Consider the following 20,821-nt stretch of genomic DNA (forward strand, 5'->3'; position numbering starts at 1 on the left):
TTCCGTGCCGCCTCGAGGAGCGTGTACGTGCCGATGATATTCGTCTCGAGGAACGGGCGAGGATCGTCGAGCGAGTTGTCGTTGTGGCTCTCGGCCGCGTAGTGCACCACCGCATCCTGCTCGCCGAACAGCGAGTCGACCAGCGCGGCGTCGGCGATGTCTCCCCTGACGAACCGGAACCTGTCGGACGGAAGACCGTCCAACGAGGCGAGGTTTCCCGCGTAGGTGAGCTTGTCGAGCACGGTCACCGAATGGTCCGTGTTGGCGAGTACGTAGTGGACGAAGTTCGAGCCGATGAAGCCGGCACCGCCGGTCACGAGGAGTCTTGACACGCGCTTCATCCTAGACGAGCACACCTCCACGTGAGCCGTGTGCCAAGCTGCGACCTGCTCGTCGGACCCCATCCGAGGGGCAGTCAGTCGTCGTCGGGGCGCTGGACGGGTCGTAGGTACTAACCTGATGAAATCGAACACGGAGAGGTGTGACAAAGTGCCACGGGAGGCCCCCCTCGAGCGCCGCGCAGCCGGCAGTTGGATCAGCGCCGACTCCGCGGTGCGGCCCCGTCATCCGGTCGATTCTGCTTGGCGCGAGCACGCGGCATTCGCCAGCTGGATCATGGCTGCGCACCGACCCTCGTTGGTCGTCGAACTCGGAACGCACAACGGGTTCTCGTACTTCGTCTTCTGCGACGCCGTCGTTCGATTGGGACTCGATGCGCGAACGTACGCGGTCGACACCTGGGAGGGCGACGTGCACGCGGGCTTCTACGGGGAGGACGTCTTCGCGGCGGTGAAGCAGGTGAACGATGCGGAGTACGGTTCGTTCTCGACTCTCTTGAGAATGACCTTCGACGAGGCGCTCTCGCGCATCCAGGACGGAAGCGTCGACCTGCTCCACCTTGACGGACGTCACCGATACGAAGATGTACGGCACGACTTCGAGAGCTGGCTGCCCAAACTGTCAAGTCGTGGTGTCGTCCTGTTCCACGACATCGCGGAGCGACGGGAGGACTTCGGGGTGTGGCGGTACTGGGAGGAGCTCAGCGACCGCTGGCCCTCATTTGCGTTCGAGCACGGACATGGCCTCGGCGTCCTCGGGGTGGGCGACGCGGGGCTGAGTCCGCAGATGGCCGAGTTCTTCTCCGCAGCTGACCACGACGGCGATGTGATCCGCTCCACGTATGCGGCCCTGGGTGCCCGGGAGGAGTCCGATCTCCTACGCGAATCGGAGCTCCGGCACGCCGCCGAGCGGGACCGGCGTCGGATCGAGACGCTAGAAAAGGAGAAGGCGGCACTCGAAGGAGCGCTCGAGTCCGCTCGACGCGACGTCGTCGATGTCGAGGCGGCGCTCGACGCCACTTACGCCAGCACGAGCTGGAAGGTGACGCGACCACTGCGCGCCTTGGGTTCGGCAGTGCGACGGGGATGAGCTCAATGCGTTGTAGACTTCCCCGGTGCAGATCCGAGAACTGAAGATCCCCGACAGCTTCGAGATCACGCCGAGGCAGTTCTCGGATGATCGCGGCGTCTTCCTCGAGTGGTACCGATTCGATCGCCTCGCTGAGGCTGTGGGTCATCCGCTGGACCTCGCACAGGGCAATACGTCGGTCTCGAAGCGCGGAGTCGTCCGCGGCATTCACTTCGCCGACGTCCCTCCGAGCCAGGCCAAGTACGTGACTGCGACGCACGGTGCTGTGCTGGATTACGTCATCGACATCCGGGTCGGTTCTCCGACATTCGGGCAGTGGGATAGCGTCCTCCTCGACGACGTGGATCGACGCGCGATCTACATCTCGGAGGGGCTCGGGCACTGCTTCGTTGCGCTGACGGATGATGCGACCGTCAGCTATCTTGTCACGTCGACGTTCAACGCAGATCGCGAGCACGGAATCAATCCACTCGACGAGGAGGTCGGCCTCGTCTTCCCGGAAGCGGCCGGCGAACTGCTGCTCTCACCGAAGGACAAGGAGGCGCCCGGCCTCAGCGATGCGGAAGCATCCGGCCTCCTGCCGACCTGGGAGGCGACGCGCGCCTACCTCGAGTCCCTCGACAGCGCGAAGGGTCGCTGATGCGCGGCATCATCCTCGCCGGTGGTTCCGGGACTCGTCTCTGGCCGATCACCAAGGGCATCTCGAAGCAACTGATGCCGATCTATGACAAGCCGATGATCTACTACCCGCTGTCCACGCTGATGATGGCGGGCATCAGGGAGATCCTGATCATCACCACGCCGGAATACCACGCCCAGTTCAAGGCCTTGCTGGGCGACGGCTCGGGACTCGGTATCACACTGGAGTACGCAGTGCAGCCCTCACCTGACGGACTCGCCCAGGCCTTCATCATCGGCGAAGACTTCATCGGAGAAGAGTCCGTCGCACTCGTGCTCGGCGACAACATCTTCCACGGCACTGGTTTGGGGTCGTCCCTTCGCCAACATCAGCAGATCGAAGGCGGACTCGTCTTTGCCTACCAGGTGAGTAATCCGACGGCCTACGGCGTCGTGGAGTTCGATGATGAGATGACGGCGCTCTCGATCGAAGAGAAGCCCACGAAGCCGAAGAGCAATTACGCGGTCCCGGGGCTCTACTTCTATGACAACAATGTCGTAGAGATCGCCAAGACGATCGAGCCGAGCGCGCGGGGCGAGTTGGAGATCTCCACCGTCAACGAGCGGTATCTCGCTGAGGGCCGCCTCCAGGTGCAGGTGCTCGATCGTGGGGTCGCTTGGCTCGACACGGGGACCTTCGAGTCCATGATGCAGGCATCCGAATATGTTCGCGTCATCGAGGACCGACAGGGTTTCAAGATCGGTTGCATCGAGGAGGTAGCCTGGCGAGCCGGCTGGATCGACGACGCCCAATTGCGAGTGCTTGCGGACCCGCTGGTCAAGAGCGGCTACGGGCGATACCTGCTTCGGCTGGAAGCGCGATGACCGACGCGCGCCGTCAGTCGTTCCTCGAGCCGTTGCGCTCCTGCTGACGACCGACGACGAACGACCGGACCCGCAGTGATGTGAGCAGGACTGCGCGGATCGGAAGGGCTGGACGCGAGGAGTAGCGCGATCGGATGAACCGCTCCGCGCTGCGATGGTGTTCTCGCACCATCGCCGAGCTCAATCGGGCGGTCGACGTTCCGCCCGTGTGAATCACCGTGCCGGTTGGCTCGTATCGATTGCTCCACCCGGCGCGGGCGAGGCGATACCCGAGGTCGACATCCTCGAAGTACATGAAGTACCGCTCGTCAAACCCGCCGATGTCCTCGAAGGCCTGTCGCCTCACGACGAGGCAGGCGCCGGAAAGCCATCCTGCATTGCGCGGGACGCTGGTCTCGGCTGCAGCGTGGTACCGGCGCGTCCAGGGGTTGCCGGGCCAGACCCGTCCGAACAGCGCATGCCCGACCCCGTTGCGGATCGTCGGAACCTCTCGCGCCGAGGGGTAGACGGTCTGATCGGAGTTCAGGATGCGGGGCCCAATGCTGCCGATGCGCTTGTCGTGACGAGCGGCACCGACCAGCGCATCAAGCGACCCGCGCTCGAAGACCACGTCAGGGTTGCTGACGAGCACCCACTCGACCGATGGCGACAGTGTTCGGACTGCCGCGTTCACAGCGCCCCCGTACCCCGGGTTGGCCGGAAGCGGGAGGTACCGCACTCCGGCAGCAGTGGCGATACCTGCCACATCACCCTCACCGGGCAGATTATCGGCGACGACCACCTCGATCGGTTCTGTGGACGCGTCTCGGAGGCTGGACAGGAATGGGACGAGCTCATCGTCGGAGCCGTAACTCACTACGACGGCAGCGACTGCAGGGGCGTTCATCGAGCTACGGCGCGGCAAACGGGGCGACGGTTCCGACAGTGTCGAACTGCATGAATCCGGCTCCCGACGGATCCTCCCGGAAGTCGATCGTGGCTGCCGGGTTGAGTAGATCGAGTGTGGTGCCGTCGAGCGTCGTGGCGCCAGCGCTCACGATCAGACGATCACGTCCGAAGTTCGTGTCGCGTAGGTCGAACCTCACGGAGTAGGTGCCGGGAGCACGGGGGAGGTCGAGTCCGAGTCCCTCGGAATTCAGCCGATACACCATGTGGCCGGTGATGGACTCCAGCGTGAACCCCACGATCCAGTCAATTGGCGAGCGCACCTCGGCGTGGATGGTGATCGCGAGGTCGGATCCTCGTTCCACGGGCACGCTGCCCACCGGGCGGTCATCCGCGCCAGCGACTGTGACATCCAGGATACGGACAGCGTCGAGCGATACAGCCTCGTCGGGCCGCAGCTTCGCCGCTGCGGCCTCCTGAGCCTGGATGCGGTCGCGCTCGTAGCCTTCTCGAAGAACTCGGATTCCCTCGCCGACTCCGCCATCGTGCACGACGCGGCCACCGTCGAGGACGATCGTCCGACTGCATACGTCCGCAACCTGCTCAGCCGAGTGACTAACCAGGACGATAGTGCGACCCTCGCGCTGGAATTGGCGGATCTTGGCCATGCACTTCTGCTGGAACGGTTCGTCGCCGACCGCCAGCACTTCGTCGACGAGCAAGAGGTCGGGATCGGAATGCACCGCGACGGCGAAGGCGAGCCTCACGTACATCCCCGAGGAGTAGAACTTGACCTGGGAGTCGATGAATTCGCCGATGCCCGAGAATTCGACGATGTCATCGAACACGGCATCCGTCTGGTCGGAGGACATTCCCAAGATGGCCGCGTTCAGGTAGACGTTGTCCCGCCCGGACAGATCGGGGTGGAATCCTGCGCCAAGTTCGAGGAGCGCCGCGACGCGACCACGGCGCAAGATGCTGCCTGTCGTCGGGTCGACGATACCTCCGATGACCTTGAGCAGCGTGCTCTTGCCGGAACCGTTGTGTCCGATGAGCCCCACGGTCTCACCGAGACCGACTTCGAAACTGACGTCCGTGAGGGCCCAGAAGTCGTCCCTTGACTGCTTCCTGGAGCGGAAATACAGGATTCGGTCCTTGACCGATTTGTCCCGATGCATCGTGAATCGTTTGGACACGCCACGCACGACGACCAGCGGTTCGGGAGAGGATGACATGACTTACAGCTCCTGCGCGAAATTACCTTGCAACCGGGAGAACACCCGCTGCGCAACCCAAAGGACAACCAAGCTCACGACCAGCGCGATCACCATACGCAGGAGAAGGTAGTCGGGCCAGTACTGCGCGGGATCGTTGGTTCCTGCGACCCACATCGCCTTCTGCATTCCGATGATGGCCAGTGTCACGGGATTCGCCAGGTAGACCTCCTCGAGCCAGGACCCCTGCAGTGCGTTGTTGACGAAGCCCATCGAGTAGACGATGGGGGAGGCCCAGAAGAAGACGAGCAGGAGGATCTCGACCAAGTGCTGCACATCCCTGAGGTAGACGTTCAGGGCCGACAGGACGAGCGCAAATGCCGTACCCAAAATGACCACGAGGATGACCGACATCGGCGCGTAGAGGAGTGCCGGGTGCAGAGGCGGCTTGCCGGCGACGATGGTGGCGCCGATCAGGATCACGAACTGGACCACGAAATTGAAGAGGGCTCCGCCGACCGTGGCGAGGGGGAAGATCTCCCGCGGAACGTAGACCTTCTTGACAAGACCTGAGTTCGAGAGGATGGAGCTAGTGCCGGCGCTGACGATCTCGCTGTAGAGGCCCCACACAGTGAGGCCGGTGAACACGAAGATCGCGAAGTCGGGGATGGAGCGTGCTGCACCGAGGAATTGACCGATCGCGATGTAGTAGATCAGCAGCTGAGCAAGCGGCCGGATCAGCGACCAGAGGATGCCCAGGCTGCTGTTCTTGTATTTCGCTCGCAACTCGCGCGAGACCAGTCGACCGAGAAGCTCGCGGTGGGCCAAGATCTCACGGACTGCCGCTACCGTGCTCCGGCCTCTGCCGCCGGAACGACCGACCTCCTCGAGAGGCCCGTTCACGGTCCGATACCCAGGCGGGGGTGTCGCCGTCGAACTCATACTTCTACAGCCTCTCTGTCGGACACTGCATACTACCGTCCCCTTCCGAGTGGGTATGTCAGACGGAGGCCGCGGCCCACACAGGGTACCGTTGGACGGTCGCCGCACGCCGGAAGAGGAGATCGAGTACTGCCATGCGTTCGTACATCCGCAGAATTGTGGCCGCGGTCGAAGGCAATTCCCGTCGGGCGTACGAGCGCTTCATGCTCGTACGGCAGCACGGGAGGCACAGCGCCCGCGTGTTCCTTCACCGCCAGCGCCTCGCGGAAGATGCGGAGACGCACACCTTCGCGAACGGCGTCTCGACGGCGTTGGTCTCGGCCGCGGCGGAGAACTGGCACATGCGCCACGCCCGCCCGGTCGTCGTCGTGCTGGTCGGTGAGCCGGCGGTCGGGATCGAAGAATGGCTCTGGGAAGTCCACGCATCCTTGCGCGCTCACATCCTCATGTCGACCGTACAGGGCGAAGCCTCGCACGGGCGGCGCGACGGAATCGCGACGGTGCTCGATGCGATCCGAGGGAGTAGCGATACCGACCTTGCGGCGGTGCGATCCTGGATTCAGCAATATTGGAGGCGCTGCGACGTCGTGTTCATCGATACGGCGAATCCCCTCCCCGCGGTACGTGACATCATTCGGCTTCAGCACGCGGGCGTGAAGTACTACCGCAACGGCGAAATCGGATTCGTGCAGCCCGCCCTTCGACTCGGTGATCGCGTGATCGCGGGTCCCGAGTTCGATCGACTTACGCAACGATGGGCCACGACCGAGAGCGCGGTTGACTACGGCCAGAACGCGATTCCTCGCTACAGCCTCGGAGCAAGGACTCATGGCTTCTACATCCTGAGCGAATGCTTCGATCGCCTCGATCTACCGACCGTCGACCTCGCCGGCGTCGGGCTGGAGGAGCAGCTGAACATCCTCGTGGAACGAGGATGGCGTCAGAACTGGCGGACATTGACCTTCTCGCCCGTCGTACTCGAGGTGGAGCGTCTGGTGTCGCTGGAGGTCAGTGCGTCCCAGCGCGACTGGTTGCTCGCCCGCCGAGTGGAGGGCGCCGACGGTCGGCGGCGCATCATCTTCGTGCTCAACGCCACGACGACGAGCGGCGGCATCCGCGTGGTCTTCGAGGAAGCACACGGTCTGGTCGAGCGTGGATTTGCGGTGGAGATCTGGTCGTTGGAGGGCCAACCAGCGTGGTTCGACCTTCGCCTGGAGGTGCGGACCTTCCGCACATATGACGATCTCCTGCTCGCCCTCCGCGGTGAGGACGCCATCAAGGTGGCGACGTGGTGGGAGACTGCGGAGATCGTCTGGCTCGCGTCGGTGAATCACGGAATCCCGGTGAATTTCGTACAGGAGTTCGAGACGTGGTTCTATCCTGATCAACCCGACGGCCGCGCCGCGGTTGCCGCGAGCTATCGGCGCGAACACGTGACCCTCACGACCGCTTCCTACCAGCGGTCGGAGCTGGATGAGCTCGGGGTGTCCGCACGACTCATCCCGGTGGGCTACGAGCCCGGGACGTTCCATCCTGAACCCGGAATGGAACGGCGTGCCGACCAGGTACTCGCGATCGGTCGTTCCTTCTTCCAGAAGAACCTCGCGATGACCTTGAGGGCGTGGGAGCGGCTCCGGAACGACAGCGACGCGCGAATGACGCTGTTCGGTTCGGAGCCCGACATCGCAGTGGGCATCGATGTCGAGTACGTGGTGCGACCGACCGATGTCGAAGTCCGCAAGCTCTACTCCAGCGCCACGTGCTTCGTGCAGACGTCGATCCACGAAGGCTTCAGTCTGCCTCTTCTCGAGGCGATGGCGTGCGGCTGCCCGGTCATCACGACTGACGCACACGGCAATCGCGACTTTTGCATCGACGAGGTCAACTGCCTCATCGTCGACCAGGATGACAGCGACGGGCTCGCACGAGCGATCTCTCGATTGCTGGGCGACGAAGAGCTCCGTCGCAAGTTCTCCGAGAGCGGTCTCGAAACCGCCAGGCGGTACGCGTGGCCGGTCGTTCTCGACGAGTTGGAGGACTTCTATTCCTCCGTCGAATAACGACGGAGCGCGCGCTTGACACGTCGGTACGCGGCTCCGGCGCGACTACGCGAGACCGCCTCGCGGGCTCGAGAACGGGCGTTCGAAACGGTCGGATCTGTCGGGGCGGCGGCGACCGGTGCGTCTGAACCGAAGTCCGCTCGGCTCGAGGCAGGCGGGGGAAGTTCGGCGATGCGATCAACCAGTGTGCGCCGAAGTGGCTCGATCGTCGACGACCAACGCCATTCGTCACGTATCCGTTCGATGTTATCGCGCAGACGAATCATCTGACCCTCATCGCGAATCAGACCTTCCATCGCGCCGACCATGGCATCGACATCGCCCGAGGGTACGACAATCCCCAGATCGTTGTCGTCGATGTAGTCGGCGAACCAGTCGCCGTCGGTGACGACACTAGGCAACCGTGCCCAGAAGTGGTCGAGGATCCGTGTTCTGAAGGAATATCTGGTCTCTAGGCTCTCCTGGTGGGCGGATACCGCGATGTCGGCGTCGAGCAAGTAGTCCGCCCGTCGCTCAGCTGCGACCCACGAATCGAGGAAGATCACGTTGGACCCGAGGACACCTAGCTCATCCGCGAGGGCCATAGCTCGTTCGACGTTCCTCGGTCGTCCGATCGCCGGATTGGGATGCACGGTTCCATAGAAGACCAGCTTGACGCGAGGGTCCCTTGCGGCGATCCGGGCCACCGCGTGAATCGGAGTCCCTGCATCGAACCAGTCCCAGACGCCGCCCGCCCACAGGATCACGACATCGTGGTCGGTGATGCCGTGCGTCCCGCGGATCCCACGCCGAACCTGGACCGGATCGGCATTCTCCATGCCGAACGGTGCGAGCCCGATGATGTCGTCGATGCCGCGTTCATGAAGTGAGCTCGGCGCCAACGCGCCGCTCGCCATCGCATAGCCGAGCCAGAAGTCGCGTTGCCGCTCGTTGGAAGCAACGAAGTAGGTGCCGGTCTGCATGCAGAACCTGAAGTACCGGAGGAGCTCCGCGAACTCCCGATCCATCTCCGGCTGCGTGGTGAAGCCGCTGATCCGTTCGGATCCGATGGTCTCGATCGGCAGCACGTTATAGAGGTCGTAGACGACCTGCCGACCGCTCCGGATGGCAATGTCCACGACATTCGTGTCGATGAATTGACAGAAGACGATCTCCGACCGGTCCACCAGGGCCTGGAGGCCGTCTCGGTCCGAATAAAACGAGCATACGACGCCCTCGATCTCCAGTTCGGTCGGATCGCTCCCTGTAACTCCGATCGCAAGCGTCACGTCAAGTTCGCGTGCTAGCTCCCGTGCTATGGCAACCGTGCGCAAGCCCGGCCCGGCCATCTGGGACCCCACCACGTCGGGGGCGACGACGGTCACTCGGGCCGCTCGAACCGCATCGACGCCGACAATCGCTACCATGAATCGCACACTCCCAAAGCCGAACCTGAACCAGGACGAATGATCAGCAACTTACACGCGAGATTGAGATCCGTCGCGCGAAGGGCCCTGCCCGCCGCCCTCAAGCAGCGACTCCGCACTCGCTCCGTCACCCGTTCGTACGCGCGGAACACGGGTGGCCTAGAGCTCGTCCGCAGCGGTTCCGCCGGACGGCGACCGGTCAGCATCGTGATTCCCAGTTACAACGATCTGCCCCTGCTCACGGCATGTCTGGAGAGCATCGAGGAGACCTGCCAGGAGTTCGAGTACGAGGTGATCATCGTCGACGACTATGTCGACCCGGTGAACTCAGCTGCGCTGCTCCGGCTGCAGCAGGGCCGCGTTCGCGTCATCCTGAAAGAGCGCCGTCAGGGCTTCGCGGGAGCGGTGAACGTCGGCATGACGATGGCGAAGCACGACATCGTCTTGCTGAACAGCGACATCGTGGCCAAGGGATCGTGGCTCGACGCCCTCCAGCAACGGGCATACGCCGGCGACGGCGTCGGGCTCGTTTCACCCAAGCTGGTGTATCCCGACGGTCGCATCCAGTACGCCGGCACGTACTACGCTCGCGTCCTCGCGCCTCAATGGTTCGGTCATCTCCACGTCGGCGCGCCTGCGAACAAGCCGGCCGCGAACGTCCCCGGGTTCAATCGCTCCATCTCCGGGGCGTGCGTGTACATCACGCGGCAGGCGTTCGACGTCGTCGGCCTGCTCGATGAGGAGTACTGGCTGGGGTTCGAAGACGTCGACTATGGGCTGCGTGCCTGGCAACGCGGCGTTCGCTGCTACTACGAGCCGGCGGCCATGCTCGTGCACCATGAATCCGCCAGTCGGGGCTACAGCCAAGGCGCTCGAGAGTTGGCGTCGATGCGCTTCTTCTGGGCTCGGTGGGAGCACCTCTTCATGCAGCGGTGGGGGACCGACCCGATGAAGGTCGACTATCTCATCTCCGATGCCGCGCCGGCGTTGTGGGGGCGCTACGTGGACGAGCAGTGTTCGGCGCTTCGCGCCCTCGGGAGAGACGTGACCGTTCGTCACGTCCCTGTCGGCACGATCGACGAATCGATCGTCAGCGAGCTGCAGGCCAGGGATTCGGTGAAGATCGCCTGCGATTGGGGTGCAAGCACGACCGCGTGGCTCACAGCACTGGAGCACGGAAGTCTGCTCTACCTCCTGCCCGGCATGGAGACGATTCGGCATGGGGGCCAGCCCGACCTCCAGGCCAGGATCGTGAGTCACTACCGTCCGGAGTTCGACTACATCGCACCGAACCGCTGGAGCGCCGACCAGCTCCGCCTCGAGGCCGCATGGGAGGTGCAGCATCGAGTTGTACCGGCGATGTCCCAGGTCGCGGTCAGTGACGGCTCCGGGGACGTCGTCTGCGTCGGGTCGGACGAAGCATGGTGTCACGCAGTGGATGCAGTGGCCCGGGAGGCCGGGCGTGAAGTCACCCATATCCGGACTTCGGAGATCGACGTCGACGTGCTGGAAGCCGTGGCGTCCGCATCGGCGTCCGTCGTCGTCTCCTCGGTGGCGGAAGAGACCAGCCTGGGAGCTCTTCAGTTGCTGGGATCGGGAGCGGCCCTCGTCACTGTGCTCAACGATCGGCTCCGGTATGAAGTCCTCGACGGGTACAACGCGCTGACCATCGGACCTGGCGACATGACGGGATTGCGCAGTTCCGTCGAGGTCGTCCTGTCGGACGATCGCGCACGCTCGGAACTCTGTCAGAACGGTCGGATGACGGCAGATCGACATCGCCTGGTGAACCCGGCGGCGATGTCGAGGGTTCTCGAACACGTCGCATCCACGCCGATCTGATCGCAAACGCCTGCTCCGCACGTGGAGCCACGCCGAGAGCCATCCGCGTCCCGGGAAATCTGCCGCGCTACTCTGACCGGACTGCTCGGTGGGGAGGCTGGGGTGCTGACCAGGATGCGTGTGCTTTTCTTGTCGCTCGTCGCGGCGACGATCGGACTCACCGTGGGATCGTCGATGGTCGCCCCCATCGGGGCGAGCGCGATCGCGGGGTCGGAGTTCGATCCCGGCTACATCATCTCCGACGAACGCTTCTTCGATGCGCGCGCCATGGACGAGGGCGGCGTCCAGACATTCCTCGAGCAACGGGTCCCGAGTTGCGTCGGTGGCAATGGGCTGCCGTGCCTGAAGAACGCACGATTCGACACCAGCACCAGGGAGGCGGTCGCCGCGAATCACTGTTCCGGGTATGCGGGCGCCACGTCCGAGCGCGCGAGCCGGATCATTGCCAAGGTGGCCGCCGCGTGCCGGATCAACCCCCAGGTTCTCCTCACCATGTTGCAGAAGGAGCAGGGTCTGGTCACGGCGACCTCCCCGACCGAGCGGCAATATCGGGTCGCCATGGGGTACGGCTGTCCAGATACCGCACCGTGCGAGGCGGAGTTCTACGGATTCTTCAATCAGGTATACAAGGCGGCGTGGCAGCTTCGCCAGTACACGGCGTTCCCCGCTCGCACGTACCGCGTCGGCTCGGTGGCCGTGCAGTACCACCCGAATGGGGCGTGCGGCGCTTCGACGGTCAACATACGGAACCAAGCGACCGCCAACCTTTACAACTACACGCCATACCAGCCGAACGCCGCGGCCCTCGCCAATCTCAGGGGTACCGGTGACAGCTGCTCGTCGTACGGGAACCGCAATTTCTGGGTCTACTTCTCGGACTGGTTCGGGAGTCCTACCGGTCCCGAATCCACGTTCGGGTCGTTCGACCAGGTCGGGGTCAGCTATCGCGCGACCGACGCGACCATCAACGTCGTGGGTTGGGCGTTCGATCCCTCCTCCTCGCGTTCCGTCATCGACGTGCACGTGCACCTCCAACGGATCGGCGGAAGTCTTGGCATCGAGACGGTGCGCGCTGGATCATCTCGTCCCGATGTCGGCGCGGTCTATCCCGACGCCGGGGCGGACCATGGTTTCTCCGCAGCGCTGCCTGTGACGCAAGCGGGCGACTACCGGGTCTGCGTGTTCGCGATCCGCTCTTCGGGCGCTGTTCTACTCGGCTGCAAGGACCAGCGAGTCGAGCAGGCGCCGCCGATCGGCAGTGTCGACGATCTCGCAATCGCCATGAGTGGGCCGGGCGCCGTGATCAGGGCCTCCGGCTGGGTCATCGACCTGATCGCTCCGACGTCGGCACGACGAGTCGACGTCTGGGTCAAGGCGCCGGACGGAACGTGGCGTATCACCTCGGGAACCGCGGGCGCCGCCCGTCCTGATGTCGGGGCTGTGCACCCAACTGCCGGCGCGAATCACGGCTTCACCGTCGATGTGCCGTTGACCACACCCGGCCCCTACGTGGCGTGCGTCTTCGGCATCGGGACCCCGTACCTCGGGGACAATAACACGCTCTTCGTGTGCAAGGACCTGCAGTTCGGCCCCAGTTGGCCGATCGGATCACTCGACTCGACAGGGCTCGTCTTCGAGAGCGGATCGCCTCGGATCGATGTGCGAGGCTGGACGCTCGACGCGGGGCTTCCACCGGCCCCGACGACTGCTCATATCTGGGTGACGACGCCATCAGGTGCCCAGTCCGTGCGGACGCTCGCTGCCGACCAACCCAACGCCGAAGTTGGACGCGTCTATCCGACGGCCGGGTCGAGTCACGCGTTCCAGGGGAGGATCGACGTCACGGCGCAGGGGACGTACAGCGTGTGCGCCTATGGGATCGGCAGTTCAGCACTTCCCTACGCAGCGCGGGCACTCGGCTGCAATCGGGTGGTGTTCGGGCCGACGTCTCCACAGGGAGCGTTCGACTCTGCGACCCCTGTCACAGATGCGGGGGGGCGGAGGATCGACATCAGCGGCTGGGCCTACGATCGCGGGTTGCTCCAGGCGACGACCGCGATCGATGTGTGGGTGACGCACCCGGACGGTCACCTGGGTGCCACGCACTTCGTTGCCGATGGAACGCGCCCCGATGTCGCCGCGGTGTTCCCCGATGCGGGGCCGCAACGCGGGGTTGCGGGGAGCATCCAGGTACACGGAGCGGGACGTCACCAGGTCTGCGCCTACTCCATCACGGCGACCGAATTAGGATCTGGAGCGGCGTTCCTCGGGTGCAAGGTGGTCGACGTCGGCTGACCGGCGTGAATCTCGCGGGTCCGTTCTCAACACTCGAAGCTTGTGGTCGCCTCGGATTGAAGTGAGCCGACCCCGGCTGTGCGGCCAGATATACTGACGTGCCCCTCGAGACCGAGCGGTGCATCGGACTACCCACAGGAGATCGTGCGAGGTGCCTCAGCTTGAGAACGAGTCGGCGAAGGCACGCTCCGACAACGGGCCCCGCTCGAATAACAAACTCTGGGGCATCAGCGCATCGGTAGCCCATTACTTGGTTCTCGGCGCAGGCTTCCTGGCGATCTTCATGATGATGCGCACCCAGTGGTTCTATTTCGACGACTGGGCGTTCCTCGTTCCGTCCCAGGAGGGCCGCGTCTGGGAGCCGCATGTCGGACACTGGAGTGTGGCACCGTTCTCGGTGTTCCTGTTGCTCCGTGACCTATTCGGCTTGAATTCGTACGTTCCGTTCGGTGTGGCGGTGCTCGTGGCGCATCTCGCATTCGTTCACGTCACATGGCGTGTCATGCGGCGTTGCGGCGTCGCTGTATGGCTCGCTACCGCCGCATCGGTTCCGCTGACCTTTCTGGGGGCTGGTGCCGAGAACATCCTCTGGGCGTTCCAATTCGGCTTCATCACCGCTGCGCTCCTCGCGATGGTCGCACTGCTGCTCCTGCTCGTGGGGCCGATTCCCTGGTGGAAGCTCGTGATCATCGGAGTGCTCGCGGCAATTGCCCCGATGTTCTCCGGGACCGCACTCCCGGTGCTGGTCGCAACGGGGCTCGTGGCGCTTCGCCGCATCGGCATGTGGAAGACGCTGGCAGTATTCAGCCCTGCCGCGCTCGTCTACCTCATCTGGTACGTGGTCGTAGGTCGACTGCAGGTCCAGCAAGGTCGGGCGAATGATCTCACCGACCTACTCGTAGCGGTGCCACGCTACGTGGGGGAGATGTTCTCCGCCGGACTGGGCGCGATGTTCCCCGTCGAGGTCTTCGGAGCGATTCTCGCTTTCGCCCTCGTGCTGCTGCTGGGTGTGCGATGGGGCGTCTTGTCCACCGACGGGCTGCCCGCGCTCGTCCTCGCGCTGGCGGCGCTCGTCTTCGCCTTCCTGACCGCGTTCTCCCGTGTCAACCTCGGAATCGAGTCTGCCGCTGCGGGTCGGTACGCGTACCTCCTCATCTTCCTGACCGCTCCGATGATCGTGCTCGGTCTGCAATGGGCGATCGGGGCGCACCATGGGATCGGCATCGCCGTGATCCTCGCGATCGGGATCTTCAACGCGGGACTGCTCATCAGCGCCATGGTCACGCAGCAGGGGATCGAGGGAGGCAGTCGCGCGCGGATCTCCGCTGCCATCGCCCTGGCCCACGACGACCCCGGCGCGTTCGAACCCGGAGAGGTACCCGACCCGGTCGTTGCACCCGATCTTACGATGGCCGACGTGATCGCGCTTGCGCGATCGGGCAGCTTGCAAGCGACGGAATACGCGGCAGGCGATCGGCTCTCGGTTGAGCTGAACGTAGCAGTGGACATCGAGCCGGCCGAAACGGCCGCGCAGACTTGTGCGTCGGATGACGAGCAAGAGATCAGCGTGCCGAGCGGTGAGGCGGTCACGGTGCGCGCGCCTTCCGGCATCGTCGACCTCCGGCTCACCGACTCGACCGGGACGTCGGCGCATCGCGAGGTAACGACGGACGGCGCGGCGCTGACCATGACGAACCGCAGCAACGCAGTCTTGACCGTGACCAGCGAGGGAACGCTCGAGCGATGCGGATGACCGATTCATGGCCCATCGCGAGATTCACGACGAAGGCGGTGACCTTGAGCCACCGCCTTCGTCGTCCACGATCGGGATTAAATGGTGCCGTCCTTGACGGCGTTCTCGATCCACGGGATGACCTCGTCGAGCATGTCCTCGAGCTTGGTCGTCGCCTCGAAGCCGAGAACCTCCTTCGCCTTGGTCACGTCGGGGACCCGCTTCTGCACATCGTGCTCGAAGCCAGGATCGCTGGTGAGGCGAAGCGGGACGTCGGGTCCCTTGATCTTGCGCCAGATCACCTCTGCGAGCTCCTTGACGGTGTGACCCTCGGCCGTCGAGACGTTGAAGTCCTCGTTGCGCGCGGCCGGGTGGTCGAGGCTGAGTACGATTCCCCGCGCGAGGTCGCCACCGTAGGTGTAGTGGCGCACCTGGTCACCCTCACCGAGGATGTGCAGCGGGTCCTGACCCTTCAGCACCTTCTGCACGAGATCGGGGACGACGTGGCTCATGGCGAGCTTCACGTTGCCCGAGTCGATCTCGACGTCGCCCAATGCGCGTGACTCGCCGATCCCGACGCAGTTGAACGGGCGCAGGATCGTGTACGGAAGCTTGTACTGGTCCCACGCCGCGCGCGCGAAGTACTCCACGGCGAGCTTCTGGAATCCGTACGAGGACAGTGGCGGCGGAACGAGACGCTCGTCGCCTTCCTTACTGGGCCAGCGGTCCGTCGACTCGAAGACCATCGACGAGGACATGTACGTGACCTTCTCGAGGCGCCCGTGCTTGTGCGCAGCGATCGCGGCATCCACGCTCGACGCGATGATGCGTTCATTCTGCGCGATCAGGTCGTAGGCATAGGTGTGGAAGTAGGAGATGCCCCCGATCAGTGCCGCGCCGGCGATGAAGTGATCGGCATCCGACAGCAGCTCGGTCATCAGCTCGACGTCCTGGACGTCGCCGACGACGAGCCGGTAATTGGGGTTGTCGTCGTAGGACTTCTTGATCGGCCCGTACTTGGAGTAGTTGTCCACCCCGACGACCTCATACCCCTGGTTCAGGAGCTCCTCGACGATGTATCCGCCGATGAATCCGGCGGATCCGGTGACGACGACTTTCTTCATGGGGTTCGTTTCTCTGCTTTCTCGTTGGAATCGGCACCGATGGCCGGCGAACTGCCCGCCACCTTCGACCGAAGTTGTTCGGCACTCAGCGGAGGGCCGAAGGCGAAGCGGTACCACCGAAGGTATTTCGGAATCCACTTGGACATTTTGAAGTTGGACTGGCCGAACTGCCGATCCAGCCAGATCGTCGGGATCTCCGCCACCGGACGCCGCAGCCGTCGCGCCTTGGCCGTGAGTTCCAGGCCGATCTCGAACCCGTCGCGGCTGTCGATGCCGACCTCCTTCACGAAGGCGGCGTCGTAGGCCTTGAAAGAATTCGTGGCGTCGCGCGTCCCCGCACTGGTGAGCAAGTTGAGGCTGAAGCCCGCGGTGTGGGAGAGGAAGCGTTTGAACCGCGGACCACCGACCTGCTGTCCGCCCGGCATGTATCGCGATGCCGCGGCGACCACGACGCCGCGTTCGACGAGCCGTACGAGGTCATCGATCTGCCTTGGGTCGTCGCATCCGTCGGCCATCGTCACAACGACAGTGCGTGCGGCGGCCACGTCGATCCCGAACCGGATAGCCTGAGCTGGCCCCCGCCCGTACGTGTTGATGACGATCCGAACGGACGGATGCGACGCCGCATAGGCCTCGACGGTCGGAACGGTCGTGTCGTCGGGCGAGTCGACGACCACCAGGATCTCGACATCGAGCTTCACCGCCTCGATGATGCGATCGAGCCCCGGCAGGATGGCGTCGCCCTCGTTGTACGCGGGGATGACGACGGTGGCGCGTGGCGTCACACTCGTACTCCGTCGCCGAGCAGATTCCACACGTCCGCGACGGGGAGCGACGTCTCGAGGTTCCGATATTCCTCATGTGGCGTCGCGATGATGAGGAGATCCGCCTTCTGGAGGACGGCTTCCAGCGGCAGCAGGGTGTCGTCCACCTCGTCGCTGACGTGTGGGTCCGTGCCAATCACAGCCCTCGCCTTGAACTTGAGGACACGTCGCAGCTTGTAGGAGAGGCTCGAGCGGATGTCGTCGGAGCCTGCCTTGAACGACATGCCCAGTATTCCCACCGTCATGTTGGCGAGGTCGTAGGACTTCTCCAGCCGGCTCACGAGGTAGAGTGGCAGGCCCTCGTTGACGAGCATCGCCGAGTGGCCGAGGTTGAACGTGTTGTCGCTGAATGCCGCGAGCTGCATGGTGTCCTTGAACAAGCACGGACCTGCAGCGAAGCCGGGACCCGGGAGATCCTTCGCGCGTGGGTAGTTGTGAGTGAGGCCCTTCCGGATGCGCTCGAAGTCCAGTCCGCGATCGTTCGCCATCATGTAGAACTGGTTCGCGGCGGCGAACTTGATGTAGCGCCAGGTGTTGGTGAAGAGCTTCGCGAGCTCCGCCTCCTCGGGCTCGAGGTGGACGATCTCGTCGGTCAGTGTCCCGAAGAGGGCGGCGGCGCGCTGACGTCCGTCCTCCGACCGCGACGAGACGATCTGCGGCAGGGTGAAGAGCTCCTCCATCGCCTTGTGTTCCGCAATCCGCTCTGGGCAGAACGCGACATCCGCCTGAACCCCGAGGTCGGCCACCATCTTCTCGACGAGCGCGGTGACGCCGGGATACACGGTGCTCCGGAGGATGATGAGCTGTCCATCGCGGAAGTACCGGCTGCACGACTCGAGCGCCTCGGGGATGGCCGTGGGATCGGGATTGAGGTGCTCGTCGACCGGTGTGCCGATGACGACGATCACGTTGGCCGCAGTCGCGACCACCGACGGGTCAGTGGAGGCCGTCAGCATCCCGGCGTCGAGCGCGCGGCGCAGCACGGGCTCGGCGCCCGGCTCGGAGAACGGCACCCTGCCCGAGTTGATGACGTCCACCGCGCTCGCACTGATGTCGTAGACCACGACCTTCGAGCCGCGGTCGGCCAACGCGATCGCGAGCGGCAAGCCGACATGGCCTCCGCCGCCGATGACCACGACGTCATGGGAGAATGCTGAGTTCACGAGGTCCTCACTCGGAGAAGCACGATCAAGGCGTGCTGGCATGCAGAGTCGCGATCATCCTAGTTCGAGAACGCGCTCGGCCTCGTTCGAGAACGTGCTCGGCCCGTTCGAGACTGCACGAGCCGCGGCGAGGCTCCGGTCGTGACCTACTGCCGACGTTTTGCCTCATGAGGACGCGTTGCCTCATGAGGGGGACGCGCGGTTCTCGTCCCGCAACGGTGGCCCGCGCGTGCTGGCGTCGAAGGTCCAGAGCCGGCTGCGCCTGAAGCGCCGCTAGCCCACTCCAGAGTTCGGGTAGGTTACCTAGGTGATTCGCCTCCCGCTGCGCCTGCCCGCCACGCCTCAGACGGCGTCGACGAACGGGTCAGGTCGGTGAGCCAGAGCGCGACTCGCGGCACCCTGCTCGCCTGGCGCGCACGGTTCGATCGTTGGGTGGAACCGCGGCCCGACGGGCTGCCCGCCATCCGCGTGCTCGTCGCGCTCCCGCTCCTTCTCGCCGTCGTCGGGGCGATCCTCGTCGGCCTCTCGGTGAACGGCTCGTCGTCGGGGGCGTTCTATCCGGAGCTGCACGAGGGACGCGACCCAGACCTGATCGCCGGCTCGCCGCAGCTCATTCGAACCGACGAGTGGAACGTCCAGACGGTCTGGGCGATCGCGCAGGCGGAGCAGGGACTGCCAGTCGAGAACGAGACGTTCCCCGGCGGCATGGACGCCACGATCCCGCAGGACCTCCCTCGGGCGGACTGGTCCGTGGCCTTCCGCCCCCACCTCCTCGGCTTCCTCGTCTGGGACGTCGACCACGCCATCGCGCTGAAGTGGTGGCTGCCGGGACTCGCGCTCATCGCTGCGGCATATTGCTTCGCGGTCACGATCCTTCCGCGGCGACCCCTCCTCGCCGCCGGGATCGCCGCCGGGTTCTTCCTCAGCCCGTTCTTCCAGTGGTGGTTCCTGCAGACGACGCTGTGGCCGGTCGCATGGGGCTTCGTGCTGCTGACGACCCTGGTCTGGTGCCTCCGCTCGGCGACGAAGGTCGTCCCGATCGTCTGGGCCGGAATTCTGGCCTATCTCACCGTGGTGATGGCCATGGGAATCTACGTCCCGTTCATCGTGCCGATCGTGCTCGTCTGCGCACTCGCCGCGGTCGGGGCGGTCGTCGACGCCAAGAGGAGTGGGACGCGTTTCGGCCTGCTCGCGCTGCGCCTCTCGCCGGTGGTGGTCGCGGGGGTGGTCGGCTCCGCGGTCACCGTCCTCTGGCTTTCCGAGAAGCGGGAGACCGTCGAGGCGTTCCTCGGCACGGCGTATCCAGGCGAACGGCTCTTCCCCACCGGCCAGGGGAATCTGGTGGAGGTGGCCGCGACACTGTCCTCGTCGTTCGCCCTCGCGCTCAAGTCCGGGGGCTGGCTGGGCACCAATTCGTCCGAGGCGTCGACGTTCTTCTTCATCGGGATCTTCCTTCTCCCGGTGGTGGTGTGGCTGCTCGTCAGGTGGCGGCGGACCATGGTGTTCCCGTGGATGCTGGTCGGCGCTTCGGCGGCGACCCTGGTCATCCTGGCATTCATCTTCGTCCCCGGATGGGATGCCCTGGCGCACGTGCTCTTCCTGGACCGGACGATGCCGAATCGGCTGAGGATAGGCCTCGGGTTCGCTTCGCTGGTGATCATGGTGATCCTCATCAAGGAGCTGTCTCGCGACCGTAGACCCGGAAGGATCTTCGCCGGAGTTCTCGCATTCGCCTTCCTTGCCTCACAGGGGGCGATCGCGATCGCGATGCGGGTCACGGCGCCCGGCGCGATCGACCCGGCGAGGTACTGGTGGCTCCTGGCGTTGCTCTCCGCCGCCGCGATCTACCTTCTCGCCCGATCGCGGGCGGTACTCGGCGTGGCGGCCTTCTTGCTCGTCGGCATTCTCAGTTCCGCCACCGTCAACCCCGTCTATCGCGGCGTCCTCGACCTCCGCGAGACGGATGCCTCCGCCGCCGTGCAGGCGCTGGACGAGCAGGCCGATGGAGCCACGTGGGTCGGGATGGGCGGACGGCTGCCGACGGCACTCCTGCTCGAGTCGGGCGTGGAGGCGTTCAACGGATTCCAGGGCGCTCCGTCCGATTCGATGTGGGAACTCGTCGATCCCACCGGACAATATGAGTTCGAGTGGAATCGCCTGGCGGGTGTGGGGTGGATTCCCGGACCCGGTGAACCCGGGATCTCGAATCCCGCGCCCGACCAGATCCTCGTCACGTTCGACGCGTGTTCCCACTTCGCCCAGGAGCACGTCGACTACGTGCTCGTCGACGAGTCGGTCGAGGTGGAGAGCCAGTGCCTCGCGCCCATCGACCAGTTCGACCTCGCGGCCGACGGCGAGCTGCGCATCCTCCAAGTGGTTCCGGCGCGTTCCTGAGCCCGACTG

General features: G+C 64.6%; 16 protein-coding genes. 8 read left to right on the forward strand and 8 right to left on the reverse strand.

Going from position 1 to position 20,821, the window contains the following annotated elements; genetic code table 11:
• A partial coding sequence (locus GH736_RS03015; RefSeq protein WP_159600135.1) for a GDP-mannose 4,6-dehydratase occupies positions 1–332 on the reverse strand: 332 nt, incomplete at its 3' end.
• A 283-nt stretch (positions 333–615) separates the two neighbouring features.
• Between GH736_RS03015 and GH736_RS03020 the strand changes: the two genes are divergently transcribed.
• Genes GH736_RS03020 through rfbA form a run of 3 tightly spaced genes read left to right on the forward strand, consistent with a single transcriptional unit; the run spans position 616 to position 2,931 of the window.
• Positions 616–1,428, forward strand: coding sequence for a class I SAM-dependent methyltransferase (locus tag GH736_RS03020; protein ID WP_235933808.1), 813 nt, complete (start codon positions 616–618; stop codon positions 1,426–1,428).
• A gap of 25 nt (positions 1,429–1,453) precedes the next feature.
• The gene (locus GH736_RS03025; RefSeq protein ID WP_159600139.1) at positions 1,454–2,068 is read left to right on the forward strand and encodes a dTDP-4-dehydrorhamnose 3,5-epimerase family protein; all 615 of its coding nucleotides are present in this window, start codon (positions 1,454–1,456) and stop codon (positions 2,066–2,068) included.
• Entirely contained in the window at positions 2,068–2,931 is an 864-nt protein-coding gene (gene rfbA / locus GH736_RS03030) for a glucose-1-phosphate thymidylyltransferase RfbA (protein WP_159600141.1), read from the forward strand. Before GH736_RS03025 ends, rfbA begins: the two co-directional genes overlap by 1 nt.
• A 13-nt stretch (positions 2,932–2,944) precedes the next feature.
• On the opposite strand, the gene GH736_RS03035 is transcribed toward rfbA, so the two are convergent.
• Genes GH736_RS03035 through GH736_RS03045 form a run of 3 tightly spaced genes read right to left on the reverse strand, consistent with a single transcriptional unit; the run spans position 2,945 to position 5,858 of the window.
• Entirely contained in the window at positions 2,945–3,817 is an 873-nt protein-coding gene (locus tag GH736_RS03035; protein WP_159600143.1) for a glycosyltransferase family 2 protein, read from the reverse strand.
• A gap of 4 nt (positions 3,818–3,821) precedes the next feature.
• Positions 3,822–5,051: an ABC transporter ATP-binding protein gene (locus tag GH736_RS03040; RefSeq protein WP_159600145.1), complete on the reverse strand. Its 1,230-nt coding sequence runs from the start codon at positions 5,049–5,051 to the stop codon at positions 3,822–3,824.
• 3 nt (positions 5,052–5,054) lie between these two features.
• A complete protein-coding gene (locus GH736_RS03045; protein ID WP_235933809.1) occupies positions 5,055–5,858 on the reverse strand; it encodes an ABC transporter permease in 804 nt (267 codons plus the stop codon).
• Between the two features lie 248 nt (positions 5,859–6,106).
• Here GH736_RS03045 and GH736_RS03050 point away from each other — a divergent pair, with 248 nt between their 5' ends.
• Positions 6,107–8,032: a glycosyltransferase family 4 protein gene (locus GH736_RS03050; protein ID WP_159600149.1), complete on the forward strand. Its 1,926-nt coding sequence runs from the start codon at positions 6,107–6,109 to the stop codon at positions 8,030–8,032.
• Here GH736_RS03050 and GH736_RS03055 read toward each other — a convergent pair.
• Complete coding sequence (locus GH736_RS03055) at positions 8,014–9,438, reverse strand: glycosyltransferase family 4 protein (protein ID WP_159600151.1); 1,425 nt, start codon at positions 9,436–9,438, stop codon at positions 8,014–8,016. The two genes, GH736_RS03050 and GH736_RS03055, sit on opposite strands and share 19 nt — an antisense overlap.
• A 207-nt stretch (positions 9,439–9,645) precedes the next feature.
• Here GH736_RS03055 and GH736_RS03060 point away from each other — a divergent pair, with 207 nt between their 5' ends.
• The 3 genes from GH736_RS03060 to GH736_RS03070 all read left to right on the forward strand — a co-directional run bounded on the left by GH736_RS03060 (position 9,646) and on the right by GH736_RS03070 (position 15,328).
• On the forward strand, positions 9,646–11,280 hold the full coding sequence (locus GH736_RS03060; RefSeq protein WP_159600153.1) for a glycosyltransferase family 2 protein: 1,635 nt from the start codon (positions 9,646–9,648) through the stop codon (positions 11,278–11,280).
• A 102-nt stretch (positions 11,281–11,382) separates the two neighbouring features.
• Positions 11,383–13,575: a hypothetical protein gene (locus tag GH736_RS03065; protein ID WP_159600155.1), complete on the forward strand. Its 2,193-nt coding sequence runs from the start codon at positions 11,383–11,385 to the stop codon at positions 13,573–13,575.
• Positions 13,576–13,726: 151 nt separating this feature from the next.
• Entirely contained in the window at positions 13,727–15,328 is a 1,602-nt protein-coding gene (locus GH736_RS03070) for a hypothetical protein (RefSeq protein WP_159600157.1), read from the forward strand.
• A gap of 77 nt (positions 15,329–15,405) precedes the next feature.
• Here the strand turns inward: GH736_RS03070 and GH736_RS03075 are convergent, their stop codons facing one another.
• The 3 genes from GH736_RS03075 to GH736_RS03085 are packed head-to-tail and all read right to left on the reverse strand — an operon-like array spanning position 15,406 to position 18,418.
• A complete protein-coding gene (locus tag GH736_RS03075; RefSeq protein WP_159600159.1) occupies positions 15,406–16,431 on the reverse strand; it encodes an NAD-dependent epimerase/dehydratase family protein in 1,026 nt (341 codons plus the stop codon).
• Entirely contained in the window at positions 16,428–17,216 is a 789-nt protein-coding gene (locus tag GH736_RS03080; RefSeq protein ID WP_159600161.1) for a glycosyltransferase family 2 protein, read from the reverse strand. Before GH736_RS03080 ends, GH736_RS03075 begins: the two co-directional genes overlap by 4 nt.
• Positions 17,213–18,418 (reverse strand): nucleotide sugar dehydrogenase, encoded by a 1,206-nt coding sequence (locus GH736_RS03085; protein WP_235933810.1) that lies wholly within the window; start codon positions 18,416–18,418, stop codon positions 17,213–17,215. Before GH736_RS03085 ends, GH736_RS03080 begins: the two co-directional genes overlap by 4 nt.
• Positions 18,419–18,790: 372 nt before the next feature.
• On the opposite strand from GH736_RS03085, the gene GH736_RS03090 reads away from it, so the two are divergent.
• Complete coding sequence (locus tag GH736_RS03090; RefSeq protein WP_159600165.1) at positions 18,791–20,812, forward strand: DUF7657 domain-containing protein; 2,022 nt, start codon at positions 18,791–18,793, stop codon at positions 20,810–20,812.
• The last annotated feature ends 9 nt before the right edge of the window (positions 20,813–20,821 follow it).

Source organism: Agromyces humi (assembly GCF_009720255.1).
Taxonomy (GTDB): Bacteria; Actinomycetota; Actinomycetes; order Actinomycetales; family Microbacteriaceae; genus Agromyces; species Agromyces humi.

Bases quoted from the DNA above. Each gene is read 5' to 3' on its own strand.
- rfbA (WP_159600141.1), top strand. From the start codon at position 2,068: ATGCGCGGCATCATCCTCGCCGGTGGTTCCGGGACTCGTCTCTGGCCG.
- GH736_RS03055 (WP_159600151.1), bottom strand. From the start codon at position 9,438: ATGGTAGCGATTGTCGGCGTCGATGCGGTTCGAGCGGCCCGAGTGACC.
- GH736_RS03075 (WP_159600159.1), bottom strand. From the start codon at position 16,431: ATGAAGAAAGTCGTCGTCACCGGATCCGCCGGATTCATCGGCGGATAC.
- GH736_RS03020 (WP_235933808.1), top strand. From the start codon at position 616: ATGGCTGCGCACCGACCCTCGTTGGTCGTCGAACTCGGAACGCACAAC.
- GH736_RS03040 (WP_159600145.1), bottom strand. From the start codon at position 5,051: ATGTCATCCTCTCCCGAACCGCTGGTCGTCGTGCGTGGCGTGTCCAAA.
- GH736_RS03050 (WP_159600149.1), top strand. From the start codon at position 6,107: ATGCGTTCGTACATCCGCAGAATTGTGGCCGCGGTCGAAGGCAATTCC.
- GH736_RS03035 (WP_159600143.1), bottom strand. From the start codon at position 3,817: ATGAACGCCCCTGCAGTCGCTGCCGTCGTAGTGAGTTACGGCTCCGAC.